We start from the raw sequence: 14261 nt of genomic DNA on the forward strand, positions 1-14261 counted from the left end.
GGCAACAAAAGGAGAAGCTGTATGCAAGTCAATATCAGTGGACAGCATGTAGAAGTCACCCAGCCACTGCGCGATTATGTGCTTGAAAAGCTCGCCCGAGTGGAGAGTCACTTCGACAAGATCACCAACGTGCAGGTCATCATGAAGGTCGAGAAGCTGCAGCAGAAGGTCGAGGCGACCTTGCAGATTCCCGGCGGTGAAGTGGTAGCGAACGCCGAACACGAAGACATGTATGCAGCGATCGACGCCTTGGCCGACAAGCTCGACCGTCAACTGAAAAAACACAAGGAAAAACAGCAAAGCCTGCTGCAAGGTGCGGCTGCCCGCTGATCCCCCTCATCCATGATCCGACTTGAAACCATCCTGACCCCCGGCCGTTCCCTCGCGAACGCGCCGGGCGGCAGCAAGAAACGCGCCCTTGAAAAGGTCGCCGAGCTGATTGCCAAAGAAGTGCCAGAACTGGACGGGCAAACTGTCTTCGAAAAACTGATCGCTCGGGAAAAGCTCGGCTCCACCGGTTTCGGTAATGGCATTGCCATTCCCCATTGCCGGCTCGAAGGCTGCACAACCCCGGTCAGTGCCTTGCTGCACCTCGAAGCCCCTATCGATTACGACGCCATCGACGGCGCCCCCGTGGACCTGCTGTTCGTGTTGCTGGTACCCGCGGCCGCCACCGATGCTCACCTGGAGCTGCTGCGCCAGATTGCCAGCATGCTCGACCGCAAAGAGGTTCGCGAGCGCCTGCGTGCGGCCCCCAGCAGTGAGGCCCTGTTCCAGGTTGTCCTGGACGTACAGAACGAGCATTGAACATGCGCCTGATCATCGTCAGCGGCCGGTCTGGCTCCGGCAAGAGCACCGCCCTCGATGTCCTGGAAGACAACGGTTTCTACTGCATCGACAACCTGCCCGCCAGGTTGTTGCCGCAACTGGCAGAAACCGCCCTGTTGAACACCGAACTGCCGCAACCCAAGGTGGCCGTTTCGATTGACGCGCGCAACCTGCCCAGCCACCTGTCGCGCTTCCCCGAACTGCTCGAGGAGGCCCGGGCCCGGCACATCAAGTGCGATGTGTTGTACCTGGACGCCGACGAGGACACGCTGCTCAAGCGTTTTTCCGAAACCCGTCGCCGCCACCCGCTGACCAACGCCGACCGCTCGCTGGCAGAAGCCATACGTGTGGAGCGCGAATTGCTGGGCCCCATCGCCGACCTGGCCGACCTCAAGATCGATACCACACGCCTGAACCTGTACCAACTGCGAGATTCGATCAAGCTGCGCCTGCTGGACACCCCCGAACCGGGTACGGCGTTTTTGGTCGAGTCGTTCGGCTTCAAGCGTGGCATGCCGGTTGATGCCGACTTGGTATTCGATGTGCGCTGCCTGCCCAACCCGTACTGGAAACCTGAGCTGCGGGAGCACTCCGGGCTGGAGCAGCCGGTGATCGATTACCTTGCTGCGCAACCCGATGTGCAGGAGATGTTCAACGACATCTCCAGCTACCTGCTCAAGTGGCTACCCCGCTTCGCCGCCAGCAACCGGGCCTACGTTACCATTGCCATCGGCTGCACCGGTGGCCACCACCGTTCGGTGTACATCACCGAACGTCTTGGCCAGTTGCTGCAGCAAACCCTGAAAAACGTTCAGGTCCGTCACCGCGACCTCTAGCCCAAGGATCTGCCACGCCATGCCCGCCCGTGAAATCACCATCATCAACAAGCTGGGGCTGCATGCCCGGGCGGCAGCCAAGTTCGTCGGTGTTGCTGGCCGCTTCCCCTGCCAGGTCAAGGTTGGCCGGGCGCCGGACAAGCTGGTAGACGGCAAGAGCATCATGGCCGTGATGATGCTGGCGGCCGGCAAGGGCACACAGGTGCACCTGCACACCGAAGGCGAGCAGGACCAGCAAGCCATGGACGCCCTGGTAGCGCTGATCGAGAACTTCTTCGACGAAGGCGAGTAAATCGGCGGGGCCGCCGCAACCTTGTCGCCGATCTTTCGGCGACAAGGCGTGGTCAGGACATCGCAGTGTCCATCACCATCATCAGGCAGAAGCCCGTACACAGCCCCAGGCTCGCCAGGCGATGATGACCATTGCTGCGCGACTCCGGGATGATCTCCTGCGTGACCACCAACAGCATCGCACCTGCAGCGCACGCGAGCCCCAGCGGCAAGAGCAGTTCCGCCACGTTCACCAGCCAGGCGCAGATCACCGCGGCCACCGGCTCCACCAGCCCGGATGCAGCACCGATGAGAAACGCCTTGAAGCGTGGCATCCCTGCACCAGCCAGCACCAACGCGATAACCAGGCCTTCGGGCACGTCCTGCAGGGCAATGCCCATGGCCAGGCTGTCGGCATCGGCCATGCCACCCCCAGCTGATACGCCAATGGCCATGCCCTCGGGAATGTTGTGGGCAATGATCGCGAATACGAACAACCAGATGCGCGCTGCAATCACGGGCTGCCCCTGGGACGCCACGAGCGCCTGGGGCGAAGCACTGGAGATTCTGAGGTCTATCAGGAACAGGCACAGTGCACCGCCCAGCAGGCCGGCACTGATCAAGCCGCCGGCGCCCCACGCGCTGAACCCGATGGCTTGCGCGGCCTCGAGCCCTGGCACGATCAGCGAAAAGGCCGTGGCGGCGAGCATGACCCCGGCGCCAAAACCCAGCAGGGTATCGGCCAACGCCACCGGCATGTTGCGGATGACCAACACCGGTACAGCACCCAGCGCCGTACCCAGCGCACACAGCGCACCACCCTGCAGGGCACGCAACATGCGCGGCTCGAGGTCTAGCCAGGCCAGGCCGCGAGCCACCAGCAATGCAGTGCCAGCCAGCATCAACAGGGTGCCAAGCGCCAACCTGAACAACCGCACACTGTTAACCGACATCACCTGGGAGGGCATACCGATGCGACTCACTGAATGGCGGCGTGGTAACGGCGCTCCACTTGCGCCCAGTCGATGACGTTGTAGAACGCCCCGATGTATTCAGGGCGGCGGTTCTGGTACTTCAGGTAGTACGCGTGTTCCCAGACGTCCAGCCCGAGGATGGGTGTGTTGCCGTGCATCAACGGGCTGTCCTGGTTGCCGCTGCTTTCGACTACCAGTGTTTTCTGCGGGGTCACGCTGAGCCACGCCCAGCCACTGCCGAAGCGCGTCAAGGCGGCCTTGGTAAAGGCGTCCTTGAACGCCTCGAACCCGCCCAGCTGTGCAGTGATCGCCTGGGCCAGCTCGCCTTCAGGTTCACCGCCGCCCTGTGGCGACATCACGGTCCAGAACAGGCTGTGGTTGGCGTGGCCGCCGCCATGGTTGGTCACCGCGCCGCGCAGGTTTTCGGGCAAGCTCGCTACCGCTGCCACCAGTTTCTCCACCGGCCACTCTGCCCACTGCGTTCCCTCGACGGCGGCGTTAAGGCCGTTGACGTAGGTCTGGTGGTGCTTGGTGTGGTGAATTTCCATGGTCTGCGTGTCGATGTGCGGTTCCAGCGCGGCGTAGGCGTAGGGCAGTGCAGGCAAGGTATGCGGCATGTCAGTGGATTCCGTAGGTCTGGTTATTGGGCGTTGCATCCGGCACCCGTGTGCTGGCCGGAGTGCTGTGGCGATTGAGCAAACGTTCGGTGCGGGGGTATTGCCCATACTCGGCAATGAAACTGAGCAATTCGCTGTAGGTGCGCGAACTGTGACGCAGCGCGGCGTCGCGCAGTGCCTGGGGCAGGCGCAGGTCCTGGCAGGCCTGCAGCAGCCGCTGGTGGGCGGCGCACAGGTAATCAGCACTCTCCTGCGGCTGGTTAAGCCGCAGGTGCAGGTCGGCCAGGTTGTGGTGCGCAACGACCAAGGCGGCTACTGCCTCGTCGGCGTCATGCCAGCGCTCGAACAGCACCTGGGCCAGGGCCAGGGCCTGCAGGTAATGTTCACGGGCATCGACCAGCTGTCCTTGCTCGAACAGCCGGTTGGCGGCTTGCGTGGTGCGTTTCCAGTGCTGCATGACGGGCCTCCAGGCGGTGACGCGAGTCAGATGCCGCCAGCGGTGAGTTTTTCCGGGTCGAGCAACGCCTGCAGCTGATCGCGGGACAGGTCTGTGTGCTCCAGCGCGACGTCGATGATGGGGCGCCCCTGCTTGTAGGCGGTTTTGGCAATTTCCGCGGCCTTGAGGTAGCCAATGATCGGGTTGAGCGCGGTCACCAGAATCGGGTTGCGCGCCAGCGCTTCCTTGAGCTTGTCCTCGTTGACCTTGAAGGTGGCAATGGCCTTGTCCGCGAGCAGCCTGCTGACATTGGCCATCAGCTCGATGCTCTCCAGCAGGTTGCGTGCGATGACGGGCAGCATCACGTTCAACTCGAAGTTGCCGGACTGCCCGGCCACGGCGATGGTGGCGTCATTGCCGATGACTTGCGCCGCCACCATGGCCGTGGCCTCGGGAATGACCGGGTTGACCTTGCCAGGCATGATCGAAGAGCCGGGCTGTAACCCCTGCAGTTCGATTTCGCCCAACCCGGCCAGGGGCCCGGAGTTCATCCAGCGCAGGTCGTTGGCGATCTTCATCAATGCCACGGCAGTGGTCTTGAGCTGACCGGACAAAGCCACCGCAGTGTCCTGGGAGCCGATGAGGGCAAACAGGTTCTGGCCAGGGGTGAACGCCACGCCGGTCAGCGTGCTGAGCTGCTGGGCAAAGCTGGCGGCGAAGCGCGGGTGGGCGTTGATCCCGGTACCCACCGCCGTCCCGCCCTGGGCCAGGGCCTGCAGGCTCGGCAAGGTGGCCTCGATATGCGCCTTGGCAGCATCGACCTGGGCGGCCCAGCCATCGAGTACCTGGCTCATGCGCACGGGCATGGCGTCCATCAGGTGGGTGCGGCCAGTCTTCACGAACTGGTGCACCTGCTGGGACTTGTGCTCCATCACCTGCACCAGGTGGCTCAAGGCCGGCAACAGCTGCTCATGCAAGGCCAACGCTGCGCTGACGTGGATGGTAGTGGGGATGATGTCATTGCTGCTCTGGCCGCAGTTCACGTGATCGTTGGGGTTGACCGCCTCGCCCAGCACGCGGGTGGCCAAGGTGGCGATCACCTCATTGGCATTCATGTTGGAACTGGTGCCGGACCCGGTCTGGAACACATCGACCGGAAAATGCCCGATGAAGTCTTCGGCCAGCAATTGCTCGACCGCCTTGACGATGGCTTGCCCCTGGGCGGCAGGCAGCTGCTCCAGCTCGATGTTGGCCTTGGCGGCAGCGGCCTTGGCCAGCAGCAGGGCACGAATGAACTGCACCGGCATACGTTGCCCGCTGACCGGAAAGTTGTCGACCGCGCGCTGGGTCTGGGCACCGTACAGGGCCTGGGCAGGCACCTGCAGTTCGCCCATGCTGTCGCGCTCGATTCGGGTATCACTCATCATCAAGTCCTTGCATCAGTTCTTCAGGAGAAATCGACGGCAACAGGCGGCAATTAGCCAGTTGCAGGGCATAGGGTTGCCAGCGCTGGTTCTGCTCCTGGCGGTCGAGGTTGCGCAGGTCCAGCAACGGGCGCCATGCCTGGTCCAGGCACAGGCATCGCCAGTGCCAGGGCAGCATGCGGTCACAGGCGGTATCGAGCAGCAGGCGGAAGGAAGTCAGCGCCACCGTCCATGGCGAGGTCTCGGTGCAACACACCAGGTAGCGGCCCTCGGCAAGGTAGTGCTCGATCAGGCGCGGCTCATCGGCTTCAAGCGCGCAACGGATGCGGCGGCTCAACCAGCGCCAGTTTTCCAGGTAGGGGAGTTCGCGTAGGACGGTATTCATGAACATCATCGCCGGGTGACTGGATAATGATATTCATTATTAATTGATAAATAGAATCAATTCAAGCGTAGTGTGGGGTAAAAAAAACCGGCGCTAGGCCGGTTCGGTGATGTGTAGCACAAAGGGCCGCGCAGCGGCCCCAACAAAACGAGGGGCCGTTAACTGCCCGCTACCGTCATCCGCTCGATCAACACCGAGCCTGTATGAATATTGCTGCGTGTTTCAAGATCGCTGCCGATGGCGACAATTTGCTGGAACATGTCCTTCATGTTGCCGGCAATGGTCACTTCTTGCACAGCGTGCTGGATTTCGCCATTTTCAACCCAGAAGCCTGCAGCACCGCGGGAGTAATCGCCGGTTACCATGTTCAGGCCATGCCCCATCAGCTCGGTTACCAGCAAGCCACGCCCCATGCGCCAGATCAGGGCCGCCTGGTCTTCTTCACCATGGGTAACGAACAGGTTGTGCACGCCACCCGAGTTGGCGGTGCTCGGCAGCCCCAGCTTGCGGCCGGAATAGGTGCCCAGCAGGTAGGACACCAGCTCGCCTTTGTCGACGAATGGCTTGGCATACGTGGCCAGGCCGTCGCCATCGAATGCGGCACTGCCCAATGCCCGGGGAATGTGCGGGCGCTCATCCAGGGTCAGCCAGGACGGAAACAGGCGCTGGCCCAGCGCCCCTTCGAGGAAGGACGACTTGCGGTACAGGTTGCCGCCTGAAACAGCTGCCAGGAAGCTGCCGAACAGCCCGCCCGCCAACTCTGCCGAGAACAGCACCGGCACCTCGCAGGTGGGCACCGGGCGCGCGCCCAGGCGGCTGGCCGCACGCTGGGCGGCGCGCACGCCAATGCTGCGTGGGTCTGCCAGCAGGTTGCCCTGACGGTTGACGTCGTACCAGTAGTCACGCTGCATCTGGCCATCGCCTTCAGCGATCATGACGCAGCTCAGGCTATGCCGGGTGGAGGCATAGCTGCCGACGAAGCCATGGCTGTTGCCGTACACACGGCAGCCCTGGTGAGTATTGAGGGTGGTGCCGTCGGCATTGAGGATACGGGGGTCGGCATCGAACGCGGCCGCCTCACAGGCAAGGGCCATCTCGATGGCCCGCTCGGGCTCCAGGCTCCAGTCATGGTAGAGGTCCAGGTCTGGAATGTCGCGCGCCATCAATGCGGCGTCTGCCAGGCCCGAACACGCGTCCTCGGAGGTATGTTTGGCAATGGCCAGGGCCGCCGCTACGGTTTCCCTGATCGCGTCGGGGCCGCTGGCCGATGTGCTGGCCGAACCCTTGCGCTGGCCCACATACAAAGTGATGCCAAAGCCCTGATCGCGGTTGAACTCGACGGTTTCAACTTCCCGCTGGCGTACCGTGGTGGACAGGCCCTGCTCCAGCGACACAGCCACTTCGCAAGCGCTGGCGCCCTGGCGGCGTGCCTCGGCGATTATCGCCTCAACCTGCTCCTGCAATGCTGGCAGGTCTTTCGGACCTACGCTCTGGACTGCACTCATGGTGATCTCCACTCAAATTCTGCATTCACCGGGGGGTCAATCTACGACCGGGCCGGACAAGCGGCCCCCGGGTGGTTATCATGGCGGCAATTTTCAGGCCTTGTACGAAAAGTGCCTACGTGGCGACTTTTCATAAATACCCAAGCGGACTGCCCCCATGGTTGATTCAAACGACGACGCCTTCGACGGCGAAAAAAGCAAAACCCAGATCAAGCGTGAACTGCACGCGCTGGTCGAACTTGGCGAACGCCTCACAACCCTCAAGGCCGACACGCTGGCCCGCCTGCCGCTCACCGACGAGCTGCGCAAAGCCCTGGCCGAGGCCAGCAAACACACCGCTCACGGCGCCCGCAAACGGCATATGTCGTTCGTCGGCAAGTTGATGCGGGTACAGGACCTGGATGCCATCCAGGCACTGCTTGAACAGATGGACAGCTCCACGCGCCAGTACAATGAACGCTTCCACGGCCTTGAGCGCTGGCGCGACCGGTTGATCGATGGCAATGACGAAGACCTTGAGCGCTTCGTCAACGAATACCCTGATACCGACCGCCAGCAGCTGCGCTCGCTGGTGCGCCATGCCCAGCACGAGAAAGCACGTAACAAACCACCGGCTGCATCGCGCAAGGTATTCAAGTACATCCGCGACCTCGACGAGCTGCAGCGCGGCTTGCGCTGACCCTCCAGGCGGCCGCTGCACCAGCCTGGGTGCCAGCGGCCGCCCCCCGGCCGGGGGCCCCCGGGGGGTTTACCCCCCCGGGGCACCCGCCGGGGGTTGGCGCCCCCCCCCCGCCCGCCCCCCCCCCCCCGGGGGGGCCCCCGCCCCCCCCCCGCGGCCGGTAGCCTGCGGGCGTATTCACGCGCCGGTACCACCGACGGTGATTGCGTCCAGCTTCAAGGTTGGTTGGCCCACACCCACCGGCACCGACTGCCCATCCTTGCCGCAGGTGCCTACGCCACTGTCCAGGGCCAGGTCGTTGCCGACCATCGACACCCGGCTCATGGCTTCCGGGCCATTGCCGATCAGGGTAGCGCCCTTTACCGGTGCGGTGATCTTGCCGTCTTCGATCAGGTAAGCCTCACTGGTTGAAAACACAAACTTGCCGCTGGTGATATCGACCTGCCCACCACCGAGGTTGGCGCAGTAGATACCTTTTTTCACCGACGCGATGATTTCCTGCGGGTCGCTCTCGCCTGCGCGCATGTAGGTGTTGGTCATGCGCGGCATCGGCAGGTGCGCGTAGGACTCACGGCGCCCGTTGCCCGTCACCGCCATGCCCATCAGGCGCGCGTTGAGCTTGTCCTGCATGTAGCCCTTCAGCACCCCGTTCTCGATCAGGGTGGTGCATTCGGTCGGGGTCCCTTCGTCGTCCACGCTCAACGAACCGCGTCGCCCTTCCAGAGTGCCGTCGTCGACGATGGTGCACAGGCTGGAGGCCACCTTCTGACCGATGCGGCCACTGAACGCCGAACTGCCCTTGCGGTTGAAGTCACCTTCCAGGCCGTGGCCCACAGCCTCGTGCAACAGCACACCGGACCAGCCGGAGCCCAGTACCACCGGCAGGGTACCTGCCGGCGCCGGTATGGCCTCCAGGTTTACCAGGGCCTGCCGCAGGGCCTCGCGGGCATAGCCCATCACCCGCTCTTCGGTGAAGAAGCGGTAGTCGGTACGCCCGCCACCGCCCTGCCCGCCCCGCTCGCGGCGGCCATTCTGCTCGACGATGACACTGACGTTGAAGCGCACCAGCGGGCGCACGTCTGCAGCCAGGCTGCCATCGGCTGCCGCAACAAGGATGCGTTCCCAGACCCCGGCCATGCTCACGCTGACCTGCTGAATACGCGGGTCCAGCGCGCGGGTGGCCACATCGACACGCTTGAGCAGCTCGACCTTTTCGGCACGGCTGAGCACGTCCAGCGGGCTGTCCGCCGTGTACAGCGCTGGCACCTGCTGTGTGCGGAAGGCCTGCACGCTGCCGTTCTGCCCGGCGCGGGAAATCGAACGCGCGGCACGGGCAGCGGAGGTCAGCGCCTCCAGGTTGATCGCGTTACTGTAGGCAAAGCCGGTTTTTTCACCAGCCTGGGCGCGCACGCCGACGCCTTGATCGAGGTTGAAGCTGCCTTCCTTGACGATGCCGTCTTCCAGCGCCCAGGTTTCGGATACCTGGCCCTGGAAATACAGATCGGCCGCATCGATACCGGGGCCGGCCAATTCACCCAGCACGCTCTGCAGGCTGTCCAGGGTCAGGCCGCCTGGGGTCAGGAGCTGTTCGCTGACGGTGGATAACATCTGGCTCATAGTCACTCCGAGGTGTGCGCAGGCCGCAACGCGCCCTGCGAGAAAAAGCGCCGGTGTTCGATCACCGGCATGCGCGCCCGGATGGACGCCTGTTGTTCGCTGTCGCGCTCGGCAAGCAGTACCGCTTCGCCTTGCGCCTGTTGTGCAACGACCCGCCCCCATGGGTCCACGATCGCTGCATGGCCATGAGTGTGGCGCTCGCCAGGGTGCGTACCGCCCTGCGCCGCCGCCAGTACATAGCACTGGGTTTCGATGGCACGGGCACGCACCAGCACGTCCCAGTGCGCCGCCCCTGTCACAGCAGTGAAGGCGGCGGGTGCTGTAATCAGTTCGGCACCCGCCGCCCGCAATTCGCTGTACAGCTCGGGGAAGCGCAGGTCGTAGCACACGCTCAACCCCACACGCCCTACCGGCGTATCTGCCACCACCACCTGCGCGCCGTGGGCGTAGTCATCAGACTCGCGGTAGCGGCCACGGTTATCGGCCACATCCACGTCGAACAGGTGCAGCTTGTCGTAACGTGCCACCTGCTCGCCGTGCTCATCGATGAGCAGCGAGCAGGCATGCGCCTTGGCATCCGGTTGACCTGCAGGCGGCAATGGCAATGTACCTGCCACTACCCATAACCTGAGGTCGCGGGCGACGCGTTTCAACCATGGCAGTATCGGCCCCTGCCCCAGCGCTTCGGCGCGGCCAATGGCGGCGGCGTCCTTGCGGCCCATGGCGGCGAAGTTTTCCGGCAGCACGGCCAAGCGCGCGCCGCCTGCTGCTGCCTGCTCCAGCAAGGCACTGGCACGCGCCAGGTTTTCCAGTACGCGGTCCTGGCTGACCATCTGGATGACCGCAGCCTTCATGGGCACTCCTAGCGGGACTTCTCGAAAGGTTTCACAAAGGTGATTCTAGGCTCTTTCCACGGGCCTTCTACCCGGTAGTGCACACTGGCGATGCGTGAGACGCGGTCACCAATCAGCCGATCGACCAGGAACAACGCGCCGCCCACTGCCGGGGCACCCACGATCAGCGCCGCCAATGGCAGGTTGTTGGTGACCGGGAGGCTGACCTGCAGGTTGGCCGCGACCGTGTCGCGCACCATGTCCAGCGTGCCATCGAGTTCGAAATCGCTCGAAGGCCCGGTGACCGAGATCGGCGTGCGCGTCACGTATACGCCGTTGCTCGCCACCAGCAAGCCTTTGAGCCGGTCGTAGGCCAGGCCCTTGTCGAACAGGTCAGAGAAGTCCAGGCGCAGGCGCCGCCCAATGGAGTTGAAGTTGAGCAGGCCGAACACCCGCAATGCCTGGGCACCACCGTCCACTTCGACGAACTGGCCGGACCGCAGCGCTGCGTCCAGGCTCCCCGAGAAGCGCTTGAGGCTGATCGCAGCCGGCGACCCCGGCCATCGGCCGTCCACATCCAGGCGGAAATCGCGGCTGCTCACGGTCGGGGCAAAGCCCCAGGCAGTGAGTACATCGGCCAGGTTCTTGCCCTGCAAGCGCCCTTTGTACCAGCTACTGGCGCTGCCGACGCCACCCTCCCAGCCACCGCCGCCATTGATACGCAGGCCCTTGAGGTCCAGGTCCAGGTCGCTGGCAGCAACGCCGCGCGTGGTTGGCCGCAGCTTGATGGCGGCGCTGCCGTACAGTTCATCCCCGCGGTACAGCTTGTCGATGCGCAGGTCCAGCGGTGGCACTTTGCGCGGGTCGAACGACGCCAGCGGGTCGGCACCCTCTTCGGCCTGGGCCTGCCCGGCATCGCTGGCCGGCAGGCGAAGCGTTTGCAGGTGTACCGTCATGGGCGCGCCCTTGGCGTCAGGCAGGCGGGCGTCCCCAATCACTTCGCGGCTGTCCAGGCGCAGCGCCCAGGCCGGGCCACTGCGGGCCAGGCGCACCACGGCCTGGTTCAGCTGCGTGCCAAACGCCTTGAGCTGGCCAATGGTCAGGTCCACGCTCTGCAGCAGTTGCTTGGCACTGCCACCAGGGTCGCTGCCACCCAGCTTTTCGGCTTGCGCCTGCCAGGGCGCCAGGTCGAGGGCCTCCAGCCGGCCCCGTACCCGCAGCCCCTGGCCTGCGGGAGGCTGAGGCTGGCCCGGGCCAAGCAGCAATTCACCGCCACCCTGGGTCAGCTTGTCGGCTGGCGCGGTGTAGGCCAGCTGGGCAAGGTCGGTGTAGGCGGCATCGATACGTCGCTGCGGGCCCTGCAGGGTCATGCTGAAGCGGCTGGCGCGGCTATCACCTGCGGCTTTTCCGAAAGGTGCAGGCAAGTCGATTGCCAGCCCTTTGAGGGTGGAATTGACGGTGAGCAGGTTTTCCCGGCTGCCCAGGCTCAACTGCAGGTCGTATGGCAGGTCGCCGGATGCCGGCAGGGCCTGATCGAACTGCAGCCATTGGGTCAACGTCTTGAGCGGCACCTGGCCGCTAGCGCTGATGCGCGTCTGCATCTGCCCCGGCTGGCCTTCTGCGGCAATTTGCGCCGTCACCGGCTTGCCGAAGGCCTGCAAGGTGATGCCCTTGCCGCTCAGGCCCTTGTCGTAGTCGAAGCTGAAATCACCCTTGAGCCGGCTCAGTTCCAACGTCGGTGGCGCAACCTTCAGCCGGGCATCACGCGTGGCGAAGTCCACCTGCACGTTTGGCCGCTGCCCATGCGCCAGGGGGATGTCGAGCTTGACCTTGCCCTTGAGCGGGCCCTCGCCGTCCCAGCCGGCAAAGATGTCGCTGGTGCCGATGGGGGCTTCCTTGAGGATGCTGAGGCCGTCGGCCAGGCGACCATCGAAGTTGCCGTCCAGATACAGGTGGCTGTCCCGGCCCTCTGCAACGTGGGGGATATCGACCTTGACGTCGCTGACCTTGGTATTGAGCAACAGGCCTTGCCGCGCCCGGATGCGCACCCCGCTGTCTTCGATGAACACATCACCAGCCACCTGCTGCACCTGTGGCCAGCCAGGCTGGAAGTCCAGGGCAGCGTCATGCACCTTGAAGAACAGGCTGATGCTGCGCGCCTCAGGCACGGCACCGTGGTTGAGCGAACCCTGGTACTGGAAGTAGCCTTCGTCCACTGCCCCCTTGACGATGGCGCTGCGCAGCCACTGGTCAAGGGCCGGGCTCAGCACCTCGGGCAAGTATTTCGCAGTGTAGCGGCCGTCGCCGTCGGTCAGGCCGACACGCAGGTCCATGTAATCCTCGCGGCCTTTTTCGAACCACAGGCGGATGAGGAAATCACCGGCAATCTTGCCCTCGTCGCCCACCACCTTGAGATAAGGGGCAACCAGGGTGAAGCCTTGCTTGTCGAGGGCCCAGGTGAGGCGCGCGTTGGCCTTCTGATAGTGCCAGGGCTTGGCGAAGATAGGGTACAGGTGCAGCATGAACGCGTCGGTGTCCAGGCGCAGCTCGCCGTGGCCCAGGTCGCCACTGATGCTGCCGCTGACGTTTCCGGCGGCAGGCGCGTTGTGGTAGGCGTTGAAGCCGACCTTTTCCAGGTTGGCTTCGAACTGCAGGCGCTGATCACCTTCAGCCTTGGGTTTGGCCTGCATGCGCACATTGCGCAGCGCACCGGTCACCTGCAACCCATCAACCACGGCCATCGCCTGTGAGGGCAACGGCGCCAGCGCATGGATCAGCGGGGTCAGGGGCGTGAGGTCGAGGCGGTCTGCCTGCAGGTGCCAGGTTTCATCGGCCGTGGCTTGACCTGCACGTTGCTGCAGTTGCAGGTGCGACTCCCAGCGTTGCTTGGCAAGGTCCATGGCCAGCGAGTCGACCACCACATCAAAACCGTCGCCCTGGCGCTGGAACCAGGCATTGAAGGCGAGGTTGTTCACTTTCGCCGGCTTGCGGCCCTCGAGCGCGCCCTGCAATTGCGGCGCGTTGAGCCGCACTGTCGCCTGTTGCAACTGGCGGTCGCGCCAGTCTACCCAGAACTCACCACCGGCCTGCAACGTATCGGCGTGCCATTGGCCCAGCAGGCGGGGCGGTAACCAGCGCGCCCAGTCGCTTTGCGGCAGGCTCAGGTAGGTTTGCACCTGGGCATCGCGCCAGGCGTCGGCGGAGGCGCGGCTGCGCAGGTTCAGTGCCATGGGTTGCCCATCGGGCAGGGTGGCCCGCAGTTCCAGCACCTGGCGAGCACTGCCGGCACGCAAACCTGCACTCATATAAGTGAGGGTCAGCGGGTCGCGCTGCCAGGCCTGCAAGGTCACCTGGCTATCGAAGATATCAAGGCGCCCCAGTTGGCCAAGGCGCTGCAACAGTTTTGCCGGGTCCAGTGGCGCGTCGTCCTGCTTGGGCAGGCCCTCAAGTTGCCAGCCGCCCTGCTCGTCCTCACGGGCTACCAGTTGCAGGCCGCTGAGCTGAATGCGTGACAGCCTGACTTCACGGGCCAGCAGGCTGCGCCAGATGTCCGGCACTACCCGCACGTCGTCCAGGCGCAGGGCCGTGGCGCCCTCGCCCAATTGCAGGTCGCGTACTTTGAACACCGGGGCCAGCCGGCTCCAATGGCCCTCCAGGGCACCGATGTGCACGGGTACACCGAGCGCCTCGGCCGCTTTGCGCTGCACGTCGGCGCGGTACTCGGCCACCAGGGGCACCAGTTCGCGCCCCAGGCTGGCGTACAGCGCTAGCAAAACCACCAGCAGGGCGCACACGCCCAGCCCCCAGCGGGTCAGGACGACAAGAACGCGGCTTACACGCGCCATGGCCAAGGCCCT

At 64.3% G+C, this 14261-nt stretch carries 14 protein-coding genes; 5 read left to right on the top strand and 9 right to left on the bottom strand.

What is annotated here, in order from left to right:
* The first annotated feature begins 21 nt into the window (after positions 1-21).
* From hpf to IAE36_RS13880, 4 genes are read left to right on the top strand one after another with little or no spacing between them, the layout of a single operon-like run.
* The gene (gene hpf, locus IAE36_RS13865) at positions 22-330 is read left to right on the top strand and encodes a ribosome hibernation-promoting factor, HPF/YfiA family (RefSeq protein WP_003255135.1); all 309 of its coding nucleotides are present in this window, start codon (positions 22-24) and stop codon (positions 328-330) included.
* 12 nt (positions 331-342) lie between these two features.
* A complete protein-coding gene (ptsN, locus tag IAE36_RS13870) occupies positions 343-807 on the top strand; it encodes a PTS IIA-like nitrogen regulatory protein PtsN (protein ID WP_028631531.1) in 465 nt (154 codons plus the stop codon).
* Positions 808-809: 2 nt separating this feature from the next.
* The gene (gene rapZ, locus IAE36_RS13875) at positions 810-1664 is read left to right on the top strand and encodes an RNase adapter RapZ (protein WP_028631532.1); all 855 of its coding nucleotides are present in this window, start codon (positions 810-812) and stop codon (positions 1662-1664) included.
* Positions 1665-1683: 19 nt separating this feature from the next.
* Positions 1684-1956 carry an HPr family phosphocarrier protein gene (locus IAE36_RS13880; protein WP_028631533.1) on the top strand — a complete coding sequence of 91 codons (273 nt, stop codon included), beginning with the start codon at positions 1684-1686 and terminating at the stop codon, positions 1954-1956.
* A gap of 52 nt (positions 1957-2008) precedes the next feature.
* Here the strand turns inward: IAE36_RS13880 and IAE36_RS13885 are convergent, their stop codons facing one another.
* The 6 genes from IAE36_RS13885 to pmbA form a co-directional block, all read right to left on the bottom strand.
* The gene (locus tag IAE36_RS13885; protein WP_028631534.1) at positions 2009-2902 is read right to left on the bottom strand and encodes a ZIP family metal transporter; all 894 of its coding nucleotides are present in this window, start codon (positions 2900-2902) and stop codon (positions 2009-2011) included.
* Between the two features lie 11 nt (positions 2903-2913).
* Positions 2914-3525, bottom strand: coding sequence for a superoxide dismutase (locus IAE36_RS13890; protein WP_201163289.1), 612 nt, complete (start codon positions 3523-3525; stop codon positions 2914-2916).
* Between the two features lies 1 nt (position 3526).
* Positions 3527-3982 carry a hypothetical protein gene (locus tag IAE36_RS13895; protein ID WP_201163290.1) on the bottom strand — a complete coding sequence of 152 codons (456 nt, stop codon included), beginning with the start codon at positions 3980-3982 and terminating at the stop codon, positions 3527-3529.
* Between the two features lie 26 nt (positions 3983-4008).
* Positions 4009-5385, bottom strand: a complete 1377-nt coding sequence (locus IAE36_RS13900; protein WP_201212973.1) for a class II fumarate hydratase — start codon at positions 5383-5385, stop codon at positions 4009-4011.
* The gene (locus IAE36_RS13905) at positions 5378-5779 is read right to left on the bottom strand and encodes a hypothetical protein (protein ID WP_028631538.1); all 402 of its coding nucleotides are present in this window, start codon (positions 5777-5779) and stop codon (positions 5378-5380) included. The genes IAE36_RS13900 and IAE36_RS13905 overlap by 8 nt, the downstream gene beginning before the upstream one ends.
* A gap of 149 nt (positions 5780-5928) precedes the next feature.
* Complete coding sequence (gene pmbA / locus IAE36_RS13910) at positions 5929-7275, bottom strand: metalloprotease PmbA (protein ID WP_201212976.1); 1347 nt, start codon at positions 7273-7275, stop codon at positions 5929-5931.
* 157 nt (positions 7276-7432) lie between these two features.
* Here pmbA and yjgA point away from each other — a divergent pair, with 157 nt between their 5' ends.
* Positions 7433-7954, top strand: a complete 522-nt coding sequence (gene yjgA, locus IAE36_RS13915) for a ribosome biogenesis factor YjgA (protein WP_028631540.1) — start codon at positions 7433-7435, stop codon at positions 7952-7954.
* A 177-nt stretch (positions 7955-8131) separates the two neighbouring features.
* Here yjgA and tldD read toward each other — a convergent pair whose 3' ends face one another.
* The 3 genes from tldD to IAE36_RS13930 are packed head-to-tail and all read right to left on the bottom strand — an operon-like array spanning position 8132 to position 14249.
* On the bottom strand, positions 8132-9571 hold the full coding sequence (gene tldD, locus IAE36_RS13920) for a metalloprotease TldD (RefSeq protein WP_060482225.1): 1440 nt from the start codon (positions 9569-9571) through the stop codon (positions 8132-8134).
* A 2-nt stretch (positions 9572-9573) separates the two neighbouring features.
* Positions 9574-10425, bottom strand: a complete 852-nt coding sequence (locus IAE36_RS13925) for a carbon-nitrogen hydrolase family protein (RefSeq protein ID WP_201212978.1) — start codon at positions 10423-10425, stop codon at positions 9574-9576.
* A gap of 8 nt (positions 10426-10433) precedes the next feature.
* The gene (locus tag IAE36_RS13930) at positions 10434-14249 is read right to left on the bottom strand and encodes a YhdP family protein (RefSeq protein ID WP_201212980.1); all 3816 of its coding nucleotides are present in this window, start codon (positions 14247-14249) and stop codon (positions 10434-10436) included.
* Positions 14250-14261 lie beyond the last annotated feature (12 nt).

Origin of the sequence: Pseudomonas sp. S36 (assembly GCF_016647875.1) — a bacterium.
Lineage (GTDB): Bacteria > Pseudomonadota > Gammaproteobacteria > Pseudomonadales > Pseudomonadaceae > Aquipseudomonas > Aquipseudomonas parafulva.

Bases quoted from the DNA above. Each gene is read 5' to 3' on its own strand.
- hpf (WP_003255135.1), top strand. From the start codon at position 22: ATGCAAGTCAATATCAGTGGACAGCATGTAGAAGTCACCCAGCCACTG.
- ptsN (WP_028631531.1), top strand. From the start codon at position 343: ATGATCCGACTTGAAACCATCCTGACCCCCGGCCGTTCCCTCGCGAAC.
- rapZ (WP_028631532.1), top strand. From the start codon at position 810: ATGCGCCTGATCATCGTCAGCGGCCGGTCTGGCTCCGGCAAGAGCACC.
- IAE36_RS13880 (WP_028631533.1), top strand. From the start codon at position 1,684: ATGCCCGCCCGTGAAATCACCATCATCAACAAGCTGGGGCTGCATGCC.
- IAE36_RS13885 (WP_028631534.1), bottom strand. From the start codon at position 2,902: ATGCCCTCCCAGGTGATGTCGGTTAACAGTGTGCGGTTGTTCAGGTTG.
- IAE36_RS13890 (WP_201163289.1), bottom strand. From the start codon at position 3,525: ATGCCGCATACCTTGCCTGCACTGCCCTACGCCTACGCCGCGCTGGAA.
- IAE36_RS13895 (WP_201163290.1), bottom strand. From the start codon at position 3,982: ATGCAGCACTGGAAACGCACCACGCAAGCCGCCAACCGGCTGTTCGAG.
- IAE36_RS13900 (WP_201212973.1), bottom strand. From the start codon at position 5,385: ATGAGTGATACCCGAATCGAGCGCGACAGCATGGGCGAACTGCAGGTG.
- IAE36_RS13905 (WP_028631538.1), bottom strand. From the start codon at position 5,779: ATGATGTTCATGAATACCGTCCTACGCGAACTCCCCTACCTGGAAAAC.
- pmbA (WP_201212976.1), bottom strand. From the start codon at position 7,275: ATGAGTGCAGTCCAGAGCGTAGGTCCGAAAGACCTGCCAGCATTGCAG.
- yjgA (WP_028631540.1), top strand. From the start codon at position 7,433: ATGGTTGATTCAAACGACGACGCCTTCGACGGCGAAAAAAGCAAAACC.
- tldD (WP_060482225.1), bottom strand. From the start codon at position 9,571: ATGAGCCAGATGTTATCCACCGTCAGCGAACAGCTCCTGACCCCAGGC.
- IAE36_RS13925 (WP_201212978.1), bottom strand. From the start codon at position 10,425: ATGAAGGCTGCGGTCATCCAGATGGTCAGCCAGGACCGCGTACTGGAA.
- IAE36_RS13930 (WP_201212980.1), bottom strand. From the start codon at position 14,249: ATGGCGCGTGTAAGCCGCGTTCTTGTCGTCCTGACCCGCTGGGGGCTG.